8 protein-coding genes are annotated in these 18,226 nt (G+C 61.0%); 4 read left to right on the forward strand and 4 right to left on the reverse strand.

Features of this window, described 5'->3' with window-relative positions; genetic code table 11:
• Positions 1-232: 232 nt before the first annotated feature.
• Entirely contained in the window at positions 233-8,845 is an 8,613-nt protein-coding gene (locus tag AB4O01_RS27970; protein WP_460090155.1) for a retention module-containing protein, read from the forward strand.
• Between the two features lie 191 nt (positions 8,846-9,036).
• Here the strand turns inward: AB4O01_RS27970 and AB4O01_RS27975 are convergent, their stop codons facing one another.
• From AB4O01_RS27975 to AB4O01_RS27985, 3 genes are all read right to left on the reverse strand, one after another.
• The gene (locus tag AB4O01_RS27975; RefSeq protein WP_008083868.1) at positions 9,037-9,396 is read right to left on the reverse strand and encodes a DUF6124 family protein; all 360 of its coding nucleotides are present in this window, start codon (positions 9,394-9,396) and stop codon (positions 9,037-9,039) included.
• 436 nt (positions 9,397-9,832) lie between these two features.
• A complete protein-coding gene (locus AB4O01_RS27980) occupies positions 9,833-10,228 on the reverse strand; it encodes a YbaN family protein (protein WP_460090156.1) in 396 nt (131 codons plus the stop codon).
• 10 nt (positions 10,229-10,238) lie between these two features.
• Positions 10,239-10,826 carry a UPF0149 family protein gene (locus tag AB4O01_RS27985; RefSeq protein ID WP_099758311.1) on the reverse strand — a complete coding sequence of 196 codons (588 nt, stop codon included), beginning with the start codon at positions 10,824-10,826 and terminating at the stop codon, positions 10,239-10,241.
• Positions 10,827-11,123: 297 nt separating this feature from the next.
• Between AB4O01_RS27985 and recQ the strand changes: the two genes are divergently transcribed.
• The 3 genes from recQ (at position 11,124) to AB4O01_RS28000 (ending at position 15,914) form a co-directional block, all read left to right on the forward strand.
• Positions 11,124-13,253, forward strand: a complete 2,130-nt coding sequence (gene recQ / locus AB4O01_RS27990; protein WP_186624436.1) for a DNA helicase RecQ — start codon at positions 11,124-11,126, stop codon at positions 13,251-13,253.
• Positions 13,254-13,582: 329 nt separating this feature from the next.
• On the forward strand, positions 13,583-14,017 hold the full coding sequence (locus tag AB4O01_RS27995) for a MarR family transcriptional regulator (RefSeq protein WP_016984207.1): 435 nt from the start codon (positions 13,583-13,585) through the stop codon (positions 14,015-14,017).
• A 127-nt stretch (positions 14,018-14,144) separates the two neighbouring features.
• Positions 14,145-15,914, forward strand: coding sequence for a FimV/HubP family polar landmark protein (locus tag AB4O01_RS28000; protein ID WP_460090158.1), 1,770 nt, complete (start codon positions 14,145-14,147; stop codon positions 15,912-15,914).
• Positions 15,915-16,035: 121 nt separating this feature from the next.
• On the opposite strand, the gene AB4O01_RS28005 is transcribed toward AB4O01_RS28000, so the two are convergent.
• Positions 16,036-18,225, reverse strand: coding sequence for a patatin-like phospholipase family protein (locus AB4O01_RS28005; RefSeq protein ID WP_460090159.1), 2,190 nt, complete (start codon positions 18,223-18,225; stop codon positions 16,036-16,038).
• Position 18,226 lies beyond the last annotated feature (1 nt).

Here is an 18,226-nt window from a genome sequence, read left to right on the forward strand (position 1 = left end):
GCTGATGGGCGACAGATTTTTGTCACTCGGGTGATTCACCACCGTTACGTAGCGTTAGTAGGCGTATGGCTTTGATCAGGATGCGGAAGTGCTTGATAGCACTGATGTTTCCGGAATAAGCCACCTGCGAAACGAACTGTTGAAGGTGCGAGCGTCGCCTCCAACAACCCGATTGAGCCATGGGCTGCTTCGCTTACCAGTGCCGACGGTGGTCGGCAGCGGAGGATTTCACATGGCAACGCTCATCGGGATAGTCACCAAAGTCATTGGCCAGGTTTTCGCCCAGTCAGCCGACGGCACTAAACGCGCACTGGTTAAGGGGGATCGCCTGTTTGCCGGCGATCAACTGATCACCGGCGCAGAAGGCGCCGTCGCCGTTCATCTGCAAAACGGCCAGGAACTGACCCTGGGCCGTGACAGCAGCCTGACCATGACTGGCCAATTGCTGGCCGATCAAGCGGCGCACGTGAATGCGCCAGAGGCGGTGACCCCGAGCGAAGCGCAACTGACTGACGTTGAGCAAATCCAGAAAGCCATCGCCGCCGGTGATGACCCGAGCAAAAACGCCGAAGCCACTGCCGCCGGCCCGAATGCCCCGGGCGGGGCACCGGGCGGGGCACCGGGTGAATTGGGCGGCGGCCACAGTTTTGTCTTGCTGACCGAAGTCGGCGGCCGGGTCGACCCGATCATCGGTTTCCCTACCGCCGGGTTCGGCGGTATTCCCGAATTCCCTGAAGAACGCCACAACGCGGTGATCGACAACGGCGACAACACCCCGGCAGTCGTGGTGCCGCCACCGGTCAACAATCCGGTAACCCTTACCGGCCTGGATGTGGCTGGTGGCGAACTCAATCTCAATGAAGCCAATCTGCCTGACGGCTCGGCGGCCAATCCTGGCGCCCTCACGCAAAGCGGCAGCTTCACTGTGTCGGCGCCGGACGGTCTGACCAGCCTGAGCATTGGCGGCATCAACCTGATCAACGGCGGCGTAGCGGTCGGGTTCCCGCAATCGATCACCACGCAACTGGGCAACACCCTGACCATCACCGGTTACAACCCGGCGACGGGCGTGGTCAGTTACAGCTACACCCTCAATGGCAATGAAAGCCACGCGGCCGGCGACGGCGCGAACAACCTCAGCGAACAGTTCACGGTGATTGCTGGTGACAGTAATGGCGACACCGCGACCGGCACGCTCGACGTCAACATCACCGACGACGTGCCGAAAGCCTTCGATGACAGCAATGGTACGGCTTCAGAGACTCAACTGACGCTGACCGGCAATGTGCTGACCAATGACGTGCAAGGTGCCGACCGTGTGCCCACCGGTCCCGTTACGCCAGGCACGTTCACCGGCACTTACGGCACCTTGGTACTCAACGCCAACGGCACCTACACCTACACGCTGAACACCAATGACGCTGACTTCAAAAATCTGCACGGTGGCGGTAATGGCACGGAAACCTTCGCCTACACCATCACCGATTCCGACGGGGATACCAGCACGGCGAATCTGGTGCTGCAGATCCACAACAACGACGATCCAGTGGTCATCAATGGCCTGAACGTCGAAGGCGGCGAGCTGACGGTCTACGAGAAAAATCTCACTGACGGCAGCGCACCGGATTCCACCGCGTTGACCCAAAGCGGCACGTTCACCATCACCGCACTCGATGGCGTCACGACGCTGACTGTGGGTGGCATTGCTGTCGTTACCAACGGTGTGGCCGCCGGTTTCCCGCAATCGGTCACTACGCCGCTGGGCAGCACGTTGACCATCACCGGTTTCAACGCTGCCACCGGCGTGGTCAGCTACAGCTACACCCTGGTCGACAACGAAGCGCACCCAACCGCCAACGGCGCGAACAATCTGCCAGAGCAGTTCGCCGTCACCGTGGTCGATGACAACGGCACCACCGCCAATGCCACCCTCGACGTGAACATCGTCGATGACCTGCCAAAAGCCGTGGATGACAGCAACGCCGGCACCGCGTCGGAAACCTTGCTGACTCTGTCCGGCAACGTTTTGACCAACGACGTGCAAGGCGCCGACCGCGTACCGACCGGGCCGGTAACCCCGGGCACTTTCACCGGGACCTACGGCACCTTGGTGCTCAACGCCAACGGCACGTACACCTACACGCTGAACACCAACGATGCCGATTTCAAAAACCTGCACGGCGGTGGCAATGGCACGGAAACCTTCGCCTACACCATCACCGATTCGGACGGTGATATCAGCACGGCGAATCTCGTTCTGCAGATCCATAACAATGACGATCCGGTGGTCATCAGCGGACTCGACGTCAATGGCGGCGAACTCACCGTTTACGAGAAAAATCTCACTGACGGGAGCGCACCGGATTCCACCGCGTTGACCCAAAGCGGCACGTTCACCATCACCGCGCTGGACGGCGTGACGACCCTGGCTGTCGGTGGCATCGCCGTCGTTACCAACGGCGTAGCGGCAGGTTTCCCGCAATCGGTCACGACGCCATTAGGCAGCACGTTGACCATCACCGGTTTCAACGCTGCCACCGGCGTGGTCAGCTACAGCTACACCCTGGTCGACAACGAAGCGCACCCAACCGCCAACGGTGCGAACAATCTGCCAGAGCAGTTCGCCGTCACCGTGGTCGATGACAACGGCACCACTGCCAACGCCACCCTCGATGTGAACATCGTCGATGACCTGCCAAAAGCCGTGGATGACAGCAACGCCGGCACCGCGTCGGAAACCTTGCTGACCCTGACTGGCAATGTCCTGACTAACGATGTGCAAGGCGCCGACCGCGTACCCACCGGGCCGGTAACCCCAGGCACTTTCACCGGGACTTACGGCACCTTGGTACTCAACGCCAACGGTACTTACACCTACACGCTGAACACCAATGACGCCGACTTCAAAAACCTGCACGGCGGTGGCAACGGTACCGAGACGTTCGCCTACACCATCACCGATTCCGACGGTGATACCAGCACGGCGAATCTCGTTCTGCAGATCCACAACAACGACGATCCGGTGATCATCAACGGCCTCGACGTGAATGGCGGTGAACTCACCGTCTACGAGAAAAACCTCAGCGACGGCAGCGCACCGGATTCCACCGCGTTGACCCAAAGCGGCACGTTCACCATCACCGCACTTGATGGCGTCACGACCCTGACTGTCGGTGGCATTGCTGTCGTTACCAATGGCGTAGCGGCAGGTTTCCCACAATCCGTAACCACTCCACTCGGCAGCACGCTGACCATCACCGGTTTCAACGCCACCACCGGCGTGGTCAGCTACAGCTACACCCTGGTCGACAACGAAGCCCACCCAACCGCCAACGGTGCGAACAATCTGCCTGAGCAGTTCGCCGTTACCGTAGTCGATGACAACGGCACCACCGCCAATGCCACCCTCGACGTGAACATCGTCGACGACTTGCCAAAAGCCGTGGATGACAGCAACGCCGGCACCGCCTCGGAAACCTTGCTGACTCTGACTGGCAACGTTTTGACCAACGACGTGCAAGGCGCCGACCGCGTACCGACCGGGCCGGTAACCCCGGGCACGTTCACCGGGACTTACGGCACCTTGGTGCTGAACGCCAACGGCACTTACACCTATACCCTCAACACCAATGACGCCGACTTCAAAAACCTGCACGGCGGTGGCAATGGCACGGAAACCTTCGCCTACACCATCACTGATTCGGATGGTGATACCAGCACTGCCAATCTGGTGCTGAACATCCACAACAACGACGATCAGGTCTACCTCAACGGCCTCGACGTCAACGGCGGCGAACTTACCGTCTACGAGAAAAACCTCAGTGACGGCACCAGCCCCGACACTCCCGCGTTGACCCAGAGCGGCACCTTCACCGTCACCGCCCTCGACGGTCTGCAAACCCTGACCGTGGGCGGCATCAACGTGGTCACCGGCGGCGTGGCCGCAGGCTTCCCGCAATCGATCGTCACGCCGCTCGGAAGCACGTTGACCATCACCGGTTACAACCCGACGACCGGTGTGGTGAGTTACAGCTACACCCTGGTCGACAACGAAACCCATCCGAACGCCAACGGCGCCAACAGCATCACCGAGAACTTCAACGTGGTGGCGACGGACACCGATGGCAGCACGGCCAGCGGCCAGATCAACGTAAACATCGTCGATGATCTGCCCAGCGCTCATCCTGATTCTGCTTCGGTGGCGGAGGGCGGCACGGTCAGCGGTAATGTGTTGGACAATGACATTGGCGGCGCCGACGGCCCGGCGGTGACCGGTGCAGTGGTCGGCGTGCGCGCAGGCGCCGACACCTCGACTTCGGCCATCGGCGGCCTCAACAGCAACATCAACGGCACCTACGGCTACCTGACCCTGGATGCCAATGGCAACGCGGTCTATCACAGCAACCCCAACGCGGTGAACGGCCCGGGCGCGGTGGATGTGTTCACCTATACCGTACGCGATTCCGACGGTGATGAAAGCACCACCACCATCACCATCGATGTCGCCAACAGCAAGCTGTACGCGACCAGCGACACCGACGTCACCGTTTACGAGAAAGCGCTGGACCTGACCAAGGACGGCGCAGATCTGGCGCCCGGTACGGTCACCGGCAGCGACCCGACCAGCACCGGCGAAACTGCGTCCGGCACCCTGGTCGGCGCGGTCACCGGCGCGGTCGGCGCGATCAGTTACGCGCTGGTTGGCAGTGCCACCGGCAACTACGGGCAGATCGTCCTCAACCCCAACGGGACTTACACCTACACCCTGACCTCACCGGCGAGCACCACGCCGCATGCCGACGACGGCGCCAACACCCTGAGCGAAACCTTTACCTATCAGGCCACTGATTCGCTGGGCAACGTTGTCACCAGCACCATCGTTGTCAGCATCGTCGATGACGTGCCCAAGGCGATGAACGATAGCAACGCCAACAGCGCCTCGGAAACGCAACTGACCCTGACCGGCAATGTCCTGACCAACGATGTGCAAGGCGCCGATGTGGTCGCGACCGGACCGAATGCCGGGCCGATCACCGCCGGCACGTTCACCGGCACTTACGGCACGCTGGTGCTCAACGCCAACGGCACGTACACCTACACGCTGAACCCCAACGATGCCGACTTCAAAAACCTGCACGGCGGTGGCAACGGCACCGAGACGTTCACCTACACGCTGACTGATGCCGACGGCGACACCAGCACCGCCAACCTGGTGCTGAACATCCACAACAACGACGATCCGGTGGTGCTCAACGGCCTCGACGTCAACGGCGGCGAGCTCACCGTCTTCGAGAAAAACCTCAGCGACGGCACCAGCCCCGACACTCCGGCACTGACCCAGAGCGGCACCTTCACCGTCACGGCGCTTGATGGTCTGCAAACCCTCACCGTCGGCGGCATTGCCGTGGTCACCAACGGTGTCGCCGCAGGCTTCCCGCAATCCGTCGTCTCGCCGCTGGGCAGCACCTTCACCGTCACCGGTTACAACCCAGCCACTGGCGTGGTCAGTTACAGCTACACCCTGGTCGACAACGAAGCCCATCCGACCGGCAACGGTGCCAACAGTCTCACCGAAAACTTCAACGTGGTGGCCACCGACACCGATGGCAGCACCGCCAGCGGCCAGATCAACGTCAACATCATCGATGACCTGCCGACCGCCAAACCCGACACCGGCTCGGTGGCGGAGGGTGGTACGGTCAACATCAGCGTGTTGGGCAATGACATCAGCGGTGCCGATGGCGCCGCCACTGTGGTCGGCGTGCGCGCCGGCAGCAACACCGGCACTTCGGCCATCGGCGGCCTCAACAGCAACATCAACGGCAACTTCGGTTACCTGACCCTCGATGCGGCGGGCAACGCCGTCTATCACAGCAACCCGAATTCGGTGAGCCCACCGGGCGCCACCGACACTTTCACCTACACCATTCGCGACAGCGACGGCGATGAAAGCACCACAACCATCACCGTCAACGTTGCCGACAGCAAGCTGGTGGCCTCGGTCGATCAGGACGTAACGGTCTATGAAAAAGCCCTCGACCTGACCAAGGACGGCCAGGATCTGGCCGCCGGTACGGTCACCGGCAGCGATCCGACCAACACCGGTGAAACCGCGACCGGCACGCTGGTCGGCGCAGTTACCGGCGGTACGGGCGCGATTACCTACACCTTGGTCGGCAGCGCCACCGGCAGCTACGGGCAGATCCAGCTCAACGCCGACGGCACCTACACCTACACGCTGACCTCGGCGCCGAAAACCTCGCCGAGCGCCAACGACGGGGCGAACACCCTGAGCGAAAGTTTCACCTACAAAGCCACCGATGCACTGGGCAACAGCACCACCAGCACCCTTGTGGTGAACATCGTCGATGACGTACCAAAAGCGGTGGCCTCGGATCGTTCGGTAGCGGCGGTGGAGATCGATTCCAACCTGCTCATCGTGCTCGATATCTCCGGCAGTATGGCCGACGCCTCCGGTGTGCCGGGCCTGTCGCGGCTGGACCTGGCCAAGCAGGCGATCAGTGCCTTGCTTGACAAGTACGATGACCTCGGCGATGTCAAAGTCCAGCTCGTCACCTTCAGCAGCAACGCCACTGACAGAACGTCGGTATGGGTCGATGTGGCGACCGCGAAGACGATTCTCGCCGGTCTGTCCGCGGGTGGCGGCACCAACTACGACGCCGCGGTGGCGGTCATGCAAACCGCGTTCAACACCTCGGGCAAACTCACCGGGGCACAGAACGTCGGTTACTTCTTCTCGGACGGCAAACCCAACGAGGGCGACATCAACGCCGCTGATGAAGCCGCGCTGAAAAACTTCCTCGATGCCAACAACATCAAGAACTACGCGATTGGCCTGGGCAGCGGCGTGAGTAACGCCAACCTTGATCCGCTGGCGTACGACGGCATCACCCACACCAACACCAACGCGGTGGTGGTAACCGATCTCAATCAGCTCAACTCGGTGCTGTCCGGCACCGTAGAAGGCGCGCCGGTCACCGGTTCGTTGCTGGGCGAGGGCGGTACCTTCGGCGCCGATGGCGGCTTCATCAAATCCATCGTCGTTGACGGCACCACTTACACCTACGATCCGAAGGCTCTCAGCGGCCAAGGCTCGTTGACCGCCACCGGTGGCGTCAACCATGGCACCTTCAATACCGTAAACAACACGTTGAGCATCGCCACCAACAACAGCGGCACCTTGGTGATCAACCTCGACACCGGCGACTACAGCTACACCTCGCAGAAAACCACGGCGGTGGTGATTACCGAGAACATCGGCTTCACCCTCAGCGACAACGACGGCGACCTCGCCAGCTCGACGCTGACCGTGAAAGTGATCCCCAACGCGCCACCCGTGGCGGTGGACGATCACGTCATCACCAACGTGTTGTCGAGCAACATCGTGGTGCCGGGCGAGTTGCTGCTTGCCAACGACACCGATCCGAATGGCGATACGCTCAACGCCACACCGACCACCTTCAATACTGGTTGGATAGCGAAGGGCGCGGACTTCACCGGCACCGGTGCGATCACGTTCAACGGCAACAGCAACACTGCTGCCAACCAGACCCTGGCCGATGTGCGCAATGCCTTCGCCGCCAACACCGCAGCGATGACCGCGGTGCTGGTGATCAGCGGCTACCTCGGCGCGGTGACCAACGCCAATGCCAACGATGAAGACCTGATCACGGTCAAACTGAAACAGGGCGAAACGCTGAACCTGGATCACAACCTGGCGGCCGGGCACGTCACTCTGGAGTATTCGCTCAACGGTGGCGCGTTTGTCGCGATTGCCGATGGCGGCACCATCACCGCCAGCGCCGATGGCACTTACCAGATCCACGTCACCAACATCAGCAATACCAGTGGCGGTAACCCGAATGCGGCGGAAAACTACCAACTGACCATGACAGTCAATTACGCCGGGGCCCACGATGTCACCCCGGACTTCCACGGCAGCTACACCGCCAACGACAACCACGGCGGCAGCGACACGGCCAACGTGACCATCAGCTATCAGGACGGCCACACCCTCACCGGCACCTCGGGGGATGACGTGCTGGTAGCCGGCACCGGCGACAACATCCTCAACGCGGGCGACGGCAACGATGTGCTCACCGCCGGTTCCGGCAACAACGAACTGCACGGCGGCGCCGGCAACGACTTGCTCTACAGCGGCCCGGGCAATGATCTGCTCGACGGCGGTACCGGCATCGACACCGCCAGCTACGCCCACGCCACCGCCGGGGTGACGGTCAACCTCGGTCTGCTCGGTGCGCAAAACACCGTCGGCGCGGGGACGGACACCCTGACCGGCATCGAAAACCTCGTCGGCTCGAACTTCAATGACACCCTGACCGGCGACAACAATAACAACGTGATCAACGGTGGCCTGGGTAACGACATCCTCAACGGTGGTGGCGGTGATGACCTGCTGATCGGCGGCATGGGCAATAACACCATGACCGGTGGCGCAGGGGCCGACACCTTCCAGTGGCTCAAGGGCAACAGCGGCCATGATCTGATCACCGACTTCACCCCCGGCACCGACAAGCTTGACCTGTCGCAACTGCTGCAAGGCGAGAACGGCACCACCGCCTCACTGGATGACTACCTGCACTTCACCGTCACCGGCAGTGGCGCCTCGCTGCTCACCAGCATCGACGTCAGCGCCATGGCCGGCGCCACGCCGAACCAGACGATTGATCTGGCCGGCGTCAACCTCGCCAGCCATTACGGTGTGACGCCAGGGGCGGGCGGCGTGGTTGCCGGCGGGCATGACACGGCGACGATCATCAGCGGGATGCTGAATGATCATTCGTTGAAGGTGGATACGGTTTGAACTGAGGGCTGAAACGACAAAACCCGCCGCCCCGTTCAACCGGGACGGCGGGTTTTTTCTGCCTCACGTGATCGTTCCCACGCTCTGCGTGGGAATGCAGCCCGGGACGCTCCGCGTCCCCTCCAGAGCCGAACGCAGAGCGTCCGAAGAGGCATTCCCACGCAGAGCGTGGGAACGATCGGTTGTCTGACCTACTGCGGCAACTCCAGATTATCCATCACCCGATTCACCGCCAGCTCCCCGAGCATGATCAATTGCGCGATACCCAGCAGCGTCCTGCGTTGCGACGCGGGTATGAGGTGGGCGAAGTCATGGGCGATGGTTCTGGCTGAGGCGAGTGTTTCGCTGGCATCGGCCAGCAGTTCCTCGTTTTTGAAGTCGGCGGTGACGGCGTACATCCGGCGGGTTTTACGGGGCGGCGGGGTGGAGCCGGGTGGGCAGAGATAGTGGTCGAGGGCGCGCTCGGCGGCGTCGTTGAGCTTTTTTGAATCGAGGGATTCGTAGGGGGAGGCGAGATCGGTTTCGGGCGGATTGGGTGTTGGTTTGATCATGGTGAAGCTCCTATAAGAGTGGAGCCGCCCAGAACTGTCGCTAAACAGGAAGGTGGCGGCTGTACGCAGGTTAGCGAACCGGTTATAGGCACCCGGCAGACCCGAGGGTCTCCCGCATACAGCCACCATAGCGTAGTTGCAGATATTGAATCTGCCACAAAGCATGGAGCGCTGATGCACCTATTACAGATTTGGGTCGCTAAACCCGATCGCTGACTCTTCAGCGACCGCACCACAATAGAACCCGCCCCCAAGGCGCACAAGCCGGCGGATTCTGGCGTAGCTGTAGGTAATTACGCAAGGCCGTGTAGCTTCGGAGAGTGTTTGCAGGTCTGGTTTAAACGTGGGTGTTTAAAGCCAAAAGATCGCAGCCTGCGGCAGCTTCTACAGAAGATCTTCATGTAGGAGCTGCCGCAGGCTGCGATCTTTTAGCGTTTCAGGATTTGCGCAGGGTCTTCTGCCGCAAAATATAAACCGTCACCAACACCGCGCTCGTCAACATGAACCCCCGCGCCCACGGCAACGGCACCAGGTAGCAGGAAAACAGAATGCTCGCCCACATCAGCCCGATCGCGTAGACCTTGCCCTTGAGTGGTATGCCGTTGCCATCGAGGTAATCGCGGATCCATGGCCCCAGCCGGGGATGCTCGATCAGCCATTGATAGAAACGCGGAGAGCTACGCGCGAAGCAGGCCGCGGCGAGCAGAAGGAAAGGGGTAGTGGGCAGGACGGGCAGGAAAATCCCGATCACCCCCAATGCTACGCTGAGCCAGCCGATGGCCAGCAGGAAATAGCGCAACATCAGGGGGCGGTTGCCTATGGGGTTGTCCATAGGCTGGATCTTAGTGGTGACGTGGCTTGAGGATCGCCGGTTTTTCGTCGGGCGCCTGGCACAGCAGGTACAGCGCGGTCAGGGCTTCCGGGATCTGCACGATCATGTCGTCCATCAGGTTGGCGTCCTTGGCGATGTCTTCGAATTCCGGCTGTTCGTCGAACAGGCCCGAACCGACCATGATCGGCAGGAGCATTTCGCTGACTTCTTCTTCGGCGGTTTCGAACCAGGCGGCTTCACGCAGGAACACGCCTTCCATGAAACCGATGCACCAGCCGCGCAGTTCGGAATCGTCCGGCTCGTCGCCCAGATCCAGATCGCATGGCAGCTCGAACTCTTCATCCGAGGCCAGTTGACGGGCGATGTGGGCCTTGAGGCCGATCAGGGTGGCTTCGATCTCTTCGCGCTGGGCGTCGCTGCTGTAATGCGGCTCTTCGGCGAACAAGGCGTCGATCCACTCACGCTCCGGTACGTCTTCAGCGCAGATCGACAGCGCGGTCAGGTAGCCGTGAGCGGCCACGTAATCCAGCGCCTCGTCATGCAGCTCGTCGGCGTCGAGGAAAACTTGCAGGCGGGTCAGTTGCTCAGCGAAGGACATTACGGGGCTACCTTGGGGAATAAACAATGCGGGAATTCTAGGCCTTCTTGCGCGCTCAAGCCAGCCGCATGGCAGATTTGCCGCAATTGCCGGGCCACATGCCAAACCTGTGGCAGGTTTATCAGTGTCTTATCAGCGGCACCCTGTGCAGGGGAGGGCTCGGGTATACTGCCGCGTTTTGCGATCCCTGCCCGCATTGCGGTTGTCGTGCAATGCGCTCTTACGTTTTGTTTAAGCAGCTCCGGCTGTTCTGAACCAGCCTGCGCAGGGATGTATCGGTAGATTTTTGGAGTTTTTATGCTCGAACAGGCTCAACGCGTCCTCAAGGACATCTTCGGCTACGACAGTTTCCGTGGCCGTCAGGGTGCAATCATTGAGCGCGTGGCCAGTGGCGGTGATGCGCTGGTGCTGATGCCTACCGGTGGCGGCAAGTCCCTGTGCTTTCAGGTGCCGGCGTTGTTGCGCGATGGCCTGGCGGTGGTAGTGTCGCCGCTGATTGCGCTGATGGACGATCAGGTCGCCACCCTCGAAGAGCTCGGTGTGGCCGCCGCCGCGCTGAACTCCACCCTGAGCGCTGAACAGCAGCGTGACCTCGCAGCGCGGATCAAGCGCGGCGAAGTGAAGATGTTGTATCTGGCGCCCGAGCGTCTGGTACAGCCGCGCATGCTGTCGTTCCTGCAAGGCTTGAACATTGCGTTGTTCGCCATTGACGAAGCGCATTGCGTGTCGCAGTGGGGCCACGATTTCCGTCCGGAATACCTGCAACTGGGCCAGTTGGCCGAGATGTTCCCCGATGTACCGCGTATCGCCCTGACCGCCACCGCCGACAAGCGCACCCGCGAAGAAATCGTCACCCGCCTGCATCTGCAGAATGCCGAGCGCTTCCTGTCGAGCTTCGACCGCCCGAACATCTTTTACCGCATCGTGCCCAAGGAGCAGCCGCGCAAGCAGTTGCTGGCGTTCCTCGCCGAGCGGCGCAGTGACGCCGGCATCGTCTATTGCCTGTCGCGCAAGAAAGTCGAGGAAGTCGCGGCATTCCTCAGCGAGCAGGGCTTCCCGGCGTTGCCGTATCACGCTGGTCTGCCCAATGATCTGCGCGCCTTCAATCAGAAGCGCTTCCTCAACGAGGAAGGCTTGATCATGGTCGCCACCGTGGCGTTCGGCATGGGCATCGACAAGCCCAACGTGCGTTTCGTCGCCCATCTCGATCTGCCGAAATCCCTTGAGGCGTATTACCAGGAAACCGGGCGCGGCGGCCGTGACGGTCTGCCGGCGGATGCGTGGATGGCCTACGGTCTGCAAGATGTGGTGATGCTCAAGCAGATGCTGCAAAACTCCGAAGGCGACGAGCGGCACAAGCGTCTGGAGCAACACAAGCTCGACGCCATGCTGTCGCTTTGTGAAGAGACCCGCTGCCGTCGACAGACCCTGCTGGCGTACTTCGATGAAGACATGCCTGAGCCATGCGGTCACTGCGACAACTGTGTCGATGGCGTGCAGACCTGGGACGCTACCGAACCTGCACGTCAGGCATTGTCGGCGATTTTCCGTACCGGTCAGCGTTATGGCGTCGGCCATCTGGTCGACGTGCTGCTGGGCAAGGACAACGAAAAAGTCCGCAGTTTCGGCCATCAGCATCTGTCGGTGTACGGCGTCGGCAAGGCATTGAGCGAAAGCGAGTGGCGCTCGCTGTTCCGGCAATTGGTCGCGCGCGGTCTGGCGGATGTCGACCACGAAGGCTATGGCGGTCTGCGTCTGAATGACAGTTGCCGGCCATTGCTCAAGGGCGAGGTCACGCTGGAGCTGCGCCGCGATCTCAAACCGCAGGTTACGGCCAAAACCGCCAGCAAGAGCCCAGCCAGCCAACTGGTGCGCGGCGAAGAGCGCGAACAGTGGGAAGCCTTGCGCGCCCTGCGGCGCAAGTTGGCCGAAGAGCATGGCGTGCCGCCGTACGTCATCTTCCCCGATTCCACGTTGTTGGAAATGCTCCGCAGCCAGCCGACCTCGCTGGCGGAAATGGCCCGGGTCAGCGGTGTCGGCGCACGCAAGCTGGAGCGCTACGGCGATGCCTTCCTCGAAGTGCTCGGTGGCGAGGCCGAGGCGCCGAAAGCGGTGGCCGACGTGCGCCACGAACTGATCACCCTGGCCCGCGCCGGCATGACGCCGCTGCAGATCGCCGGGCAGTTGCAGTGCTCGGAAAAGAACGTCTACACCATGCTCGCCGAGGCGATCGGCAAACAGCAGTTGTCGCTGGAACAGGCGCTGGATTTGCCTGAGGAGTTGATGGGTGAGGTGCAGGACGCGTTCCTCGATGGCGAGGGTGAGTTGCCGTCGGTCGCCGAAGTGGCGGAGCTGTTTGCCGGGCGTGTGCCGGAGGGCGTGCTGTATTGCGTGCGGGCTGCGTTGCAGTCTGAATTCGAGATGTAATTTGGCTCCGGCCCTCATCGGAACGCCGCCCGCCCAGCCCTCTCCCAGAGGGAGAGGGAGCCGACCGAGGTGTCTTGCGTCAGACATCGACCTGAAAAACCGAGTCGATTATGGATTCACCAAAGCACGTTCAAGTCGCTGAATATCTAAAGCATCCCCCATTCAGTCCCCTCTCCCTACGGGCGGTCCGACGTTTCGGGAGGGCTAGGGTGAGGGGCTCTCAAGATGTAACGATTCAGTACAGACCGCCACTTGCCTATAACTGCAGCTCATGCTTAGCTGGCTAATAATTAGATTTTCTTTATTTTCAGTCTAACCGTGAGTGTTTTATGCCGTTAACCGATCAACACCGCTTTGGCATGCAACTGGCCCAGATGTCCCGTGGCTGGCGTGCCGAACTGGACCGCCGACTGGCCGGACTGGGACTGTCCCAGGCGCGCTGGCTGGTGCTGCTGCACCTGGCGCGTTTTGAAGAGGCGCCGACCCAACGTGAGCTGGCGCAGAGCGTTGGTGTCGAAGGTCCGACCCTCGCTCGCTTGCTCGACAGTCTGGAAAGCCAGGGCCTGGTGCAACGCCAGTCCGTGATGGAAGACCGCCGGGCGAAAAAAATCGTCCTCTGTGCACCGGCCCTGCCACTGATCGAACAGATCGAAACCATTGCCACACAACTGCGTCACGAATTGTTCGAAGGCGTCGACGAGGCGGATTTGAAGGTGTGCATGCGGGTTCACGGGCACATTCTGGGCAACCTGGAAAAATCTTGAGGCACATCCACGTGCCGTATCTTTGAGAGATCGCGCTGAGCCGACTATAAGAACTACTGGGCAATATCGTGTTCGTACCGGATGTGCGAACGCATAGAAGTCGGTTTTGCTTATTTAAGGGATGCTCATGCTCGCAAGTCGGCACGTGGTACTGCGCGGTGGCGCCAAATGGCTGCTGGCCGCTGGCGTATTCAGCTATTCGGCCTGGTCGATGGCTGTGGGGCTGGGTGATATCACCGTTCATTCAGGTCTCAATCAGCCGCTCAAGGCCGATATCGCGTTGGTCGATGTTGGCGGGCTGACGCAAAACGATCTGACGGTGCGCCTGGCTACGGCGGATGAATTCGCCGAGGCCAGGGTCGAGCGGGTGTTCTTCCTCAACGACCTCAAGTTCATCCCGATCCTGCATGGCAATCGCCAGATGATCCGGGTCACGTCAAGCAAACCAGTCAACGAACCTTTTCTGAATTTCCTTGTGCAGCTCAATCAGCCCAATGGCCGTTTGCTGCGTGAGTACACGGTGTTGATCGACCCTCCGGGTTCGCCGGGTATCGTGCCGGCCACCGATGAACCGGATCCGCGTGCACAATCTTCCGCGTTTCCCAGTGTCGAGCCTGTTGTCGCAGCGCCGCAGGCCCCTCAGGCCAAACGCGATGCCGTGCCCGCGCCAGCGCCTGCAAATCCGCCCGCCGACGATGCACTGGCCGAGCAACTGGCTGCCAGTGTCTTGCTCAATCAGCAATTGCAAAAGAGCGTCGATGAACTGAACGCCAAACTGCAGACGCAGGATGTGCAGATTGCCGCTGGCAAGAAGCAGATTACTGAGCTGCAAACGCAATTGACCGAACTCAGGAAAGCCCCGCCACCGACCGAAGTCGCTCCGGCACCTGCCCCGGTTGTGGTACCTGTCGAGTCCACAGATGACGGTTTGAACTGGCCATTGTTCGGGGGCCTGTTGCTGTTGCTGGGGGCCTTGGCCGGTCTGTTTGTGCACCGTCGACGGCAACAGTCGCAACAGGCTGATCGACCGCTGCCACAGTTGCCGCAGGGCGATGAACCTGACGTTGCTGAAGTCGAAAGCGCAGAGTCTGTCAGGGCTCACACCTCAACCCAACACCGTGAAGAACCGGCAGCGGGCGATGTGCTGGAGGCGGTAGGAATCTATCTGGCCTACGGCCGCTTGGGCGAAGCTGCTGGGTTATTGCGCGACGCTTTGCACAAGGAGCCGGAGCGCACCGATATCGGTTTGCAGTTGCTCGAAGTCCTGGGACGCCAGGGTGACAGCGCCGCGTATGAACAGCAGGAAAGTCAGTTGTGTGAACAAGGCGTAGATGCCCAGACGTTACAGGACGTTCGTGTTCGACATCCGAAACTGGCGGGTGCCGCACCGTTGGCCGCGGCGGCGCCCGTCATTGCGCTGGCGCCTGCTGTCACGGCCCAACCGGCACCTGAAGATGATTTCGAGTTGAATCTGGGAGAGCTGTCGATGGATTCCAGTTGGGATCTGGAAGACAGCCGCACGGCCACTACTGAGCCAACGGCAGACACCTCGGCGCTGGGCTCCAGCCTGAAAATACTGCCGCAGGATTTTGAACTGCCGGAAGCGGCCGGCGAGGACGCCGAACTTGAGTGGATCCCTGAGCCGCACGCCGAGCCGCTGGATGAAGATTTTCTCAATGAGTTTGCCGATGCCGAGCCGTCTCTGGTGTTGCAACCGTTGGACTTGCACGCAACTGAGCCGCTACACGATGAAAACTCCGGAAAACTCGAACAGGCGCAGACCTGCATTGATGACGGTGACATCGACAGTGCGATTGCGCTGCTTAACGAGTTACTCAAGGAAGGCGATGAGCCGTTGAAGCAAACGGCGCGAACGTTGTTGGCGGGGATTCGCTAATACCCGATTGATTTGCGGTGGCGCTGATATCGTTTTCGCGAGCAGGCTCGCTCCCACAATTGGAATGCGTTCCCCTGTGGGAGCGAGCCTGCTCGCGAAGACGGATTGTCAGGCGACCTGATCAGAAGGTCTGGCCAAGGTTCAGATAAACCGCCTGCTCATTCGCATCATTCAACCCGTAACTGAAATTCAACGGCCCCAGCGGCGTGTCAAAACCAATGAACACGCTGGCGGCGTTGATGTAGCCACTGTCGAACTCATTGTCGTTGTTCCACGCCCGCCCACGCTCCAGCGAGGCGCCGGCATACAGCGGAAAGTCTAGCGGCAGATACGAGCGCGGCGTCAGCCGGCGGTAGTACACCGCGCGCATCAGGCTGACGTTCTGCCCGGAAATCGCGTCTTCACGGAACCCCGACAATTGCCGCGCGCCGCCGAGCAGGAAGCTCGACGTCACCACATTGGCATCGTCCAGCGTACGCCCGTAGCGCCCGCCGAGAATCAGCGTGTCCGGGCCACGGCTCATGGCTTTGTCGAGTTTGAATTCCCATTGTCGATAGCGCGTATCCGAACCCAGCCCCGGTTCGAACTGCATCAGCGTCAGGCTGACGTCCTTGCCTTCGTGAGGGAAGTAGACGTTATCCAGTGAGTCGTACGAATATTTCAGCGCATAGAAGCCTTCGTTGAAGTTTTCACTCGGCAGATCCTGATCACCAATGCGCACATCGGCCTTGCCCCAGGCCTCGCCGACACCGAACCGCACTTCGCCGTTGTTGCCGATCTGGCGACCGAAGTTAAGGCCGAAACCGTAGCGCTCGACGCGGTACTGTGCGATCGGATCGTTGTCGAGCACCGCTTCAACGTTCTGCGCCTCGAACGAGGCGTACGGTGCGACGAAGTAACGCGAGCCGACGTCCAGCGGTTGATAGAACTCGGTATACAGCTCTTGTTTATCGCCAATCTGCGCGCGGGTCAGCCATTCCGCGCCGAGGCGGTTGATGCCGTTGATGCGGTAACTGGCACCGAGGTTGAAGGCGCTATCGCCGCGCATGTCGTCGGACAGATTGAGACCGACCCGCAGGTAATCGGTACCGCTGCGCTTGCCCCGGGCACTGATCACCAGTGTGTGGTCCTGGCCCTTGTGCACCACGCGGTACTGCACTTGTTCGAAGTAGTCGAGGCCATACAAGGTGCCCATGTCCGAGTGCAATCGCCCCAGATCCAGCGGCTCGCCGATGTGCTGGCGGATGTAGTAGCGGATCACGTCGTCATCGACTTTCGAGTCGTTCTCGACGCGGATCGCCGTGATGATCGGCGTGCGCTGCCCCGGGGAACGGGCGGCAGCAAGTTCGGCGTCTTGGGATTCCTCGGGTTTGAGCACGGCGAGGCGCGCATCGAGGATGCGGGTCGCGCGGTAACCTGCGTCGATCATGTCCTGGGCTTTACCGAAATCGGTGACACCGTATGCGGCCAGCGCAGGCTGGATCAGCACATCGGAGGATTTCAGCGCGGCCAGTTGTTCTTCGGAATTACTGCGGGTCATCAGGGTGATCGACTGGTTCAGCACATCGACCACGGTGGTCAGTTGCTTGCGGTTGCGCAGCGGTGTGCCGATGTCGACGACGATGGCCACGTCAACGCCCATTTCCCGCGCGACATCCAGCGGGATATTGTCGGTCATACCGCCGTCCACCAACAGCCGGCCGTCGAGCTCGACCGGGGCGAACACCGCCGGGATCGACATGCTGGCGCGGATCACCTGAGGCAAGTGGCCTTTGCGGAACACCACTTTTTCGCCATTGGCAATGTCGGTGGCCACAGCGCGGAACGGGATCGGCAGTTTGTCGAAATCCCGGGTATCGCTGGTGTGGGCCAGCAGGCTTTCCAGCAGCAGCGCGAGGTTCTGCCCCTGAATCACACCCAGAGGCAGGCCGAGACTGCCGTCGTCGCGAAAGCTGAGCTTCTGTTTCACCAGAAAGTCGCGGTCATCCTGTTTGCGTCGAAACGGCACGTCCTCACGCGGCGGGGCGTCGGACAATGCGGCTTGCCAGTCGATGTTCAGCGCGAGTTTTTCCAGCTCATCGATCTTGTAGCCCGAGGCGTACAGCCCGCCGACCACCGCACCCATGCTGGTGCCGGCGATCGCATCGATTTTGATGCCTTGCTCTTCCAGGGCTTTGAGCACACCGATGTGCGCCAGACCACGCGCGGCGCCGCCGGACAGCACCAGGCCGACTTTCGGTCGCGGCGCCTCAGTGGCGTGAACAAAGACTGGAAGGAAACCAAGCAGCAGGCAGAACAGCAGACGGCGCATT

The organism is Pseudomonas sp. S2_E02 (assembly GCF_054668355.1).

Coding starts and splice junctions, on each gene's coding strand:
- AB4O01_RS27985 (WP_099758311.1), bottom strand. CDS start 10,826: ATGTCCTTCGCTGAGCAACTGACCCGCCTGCAAGTTTTCCTCGACGCC.
- AB4O01_RS27975 (WP_008083868.1), bottom strand. CDS start 9,396: ATGATCAAACCAACACCCAATCCGCCCGAAACCGATCTCGCCTCCCCC.
- AB4O01_RS27995 (WP_016984207.1), top strand. CDS start 13,583: ATGCCGTTAACCGATCAACACCGCTTTGGCATGCAACTGGCCCAGATG.
- AB4O01_RS28005 (WP_460090159.1), bottom strand. CDS start 18,225: ATGCGCCGTCTGCTGTTCTGCCTGCTGCTTGGTTTCCTTCCAGTCTTT.
- AB4O01_RS27970 (WP_460090155.1), top strand. CDS start 233: ATGGCAACGCTCATCGGGATAGTCACCAAAGTCATTGGCCAGGTTTTC.
- recQ (WP_186624436.1), top strand. CDS start 11,124: ATGCTCGAACAGGCTCAACGCGTCCTCAAGGACATCTTCGGCTACGAC.
- AB4O01_RS27980 (WP_460090156.1), bottom strand. CDS start 10,228: ATGGACAACCCCATAGGCAACCGCCCCCTGATGTTGCGCTATTTCCTG.
- AB4O01_RS28000 (WP_460090158.1), top strand. CDS start 14,145: ATGCTCGCAAGTCGGCACGTGGTACTGCGCGGTGGCGCCAAATGGCTG.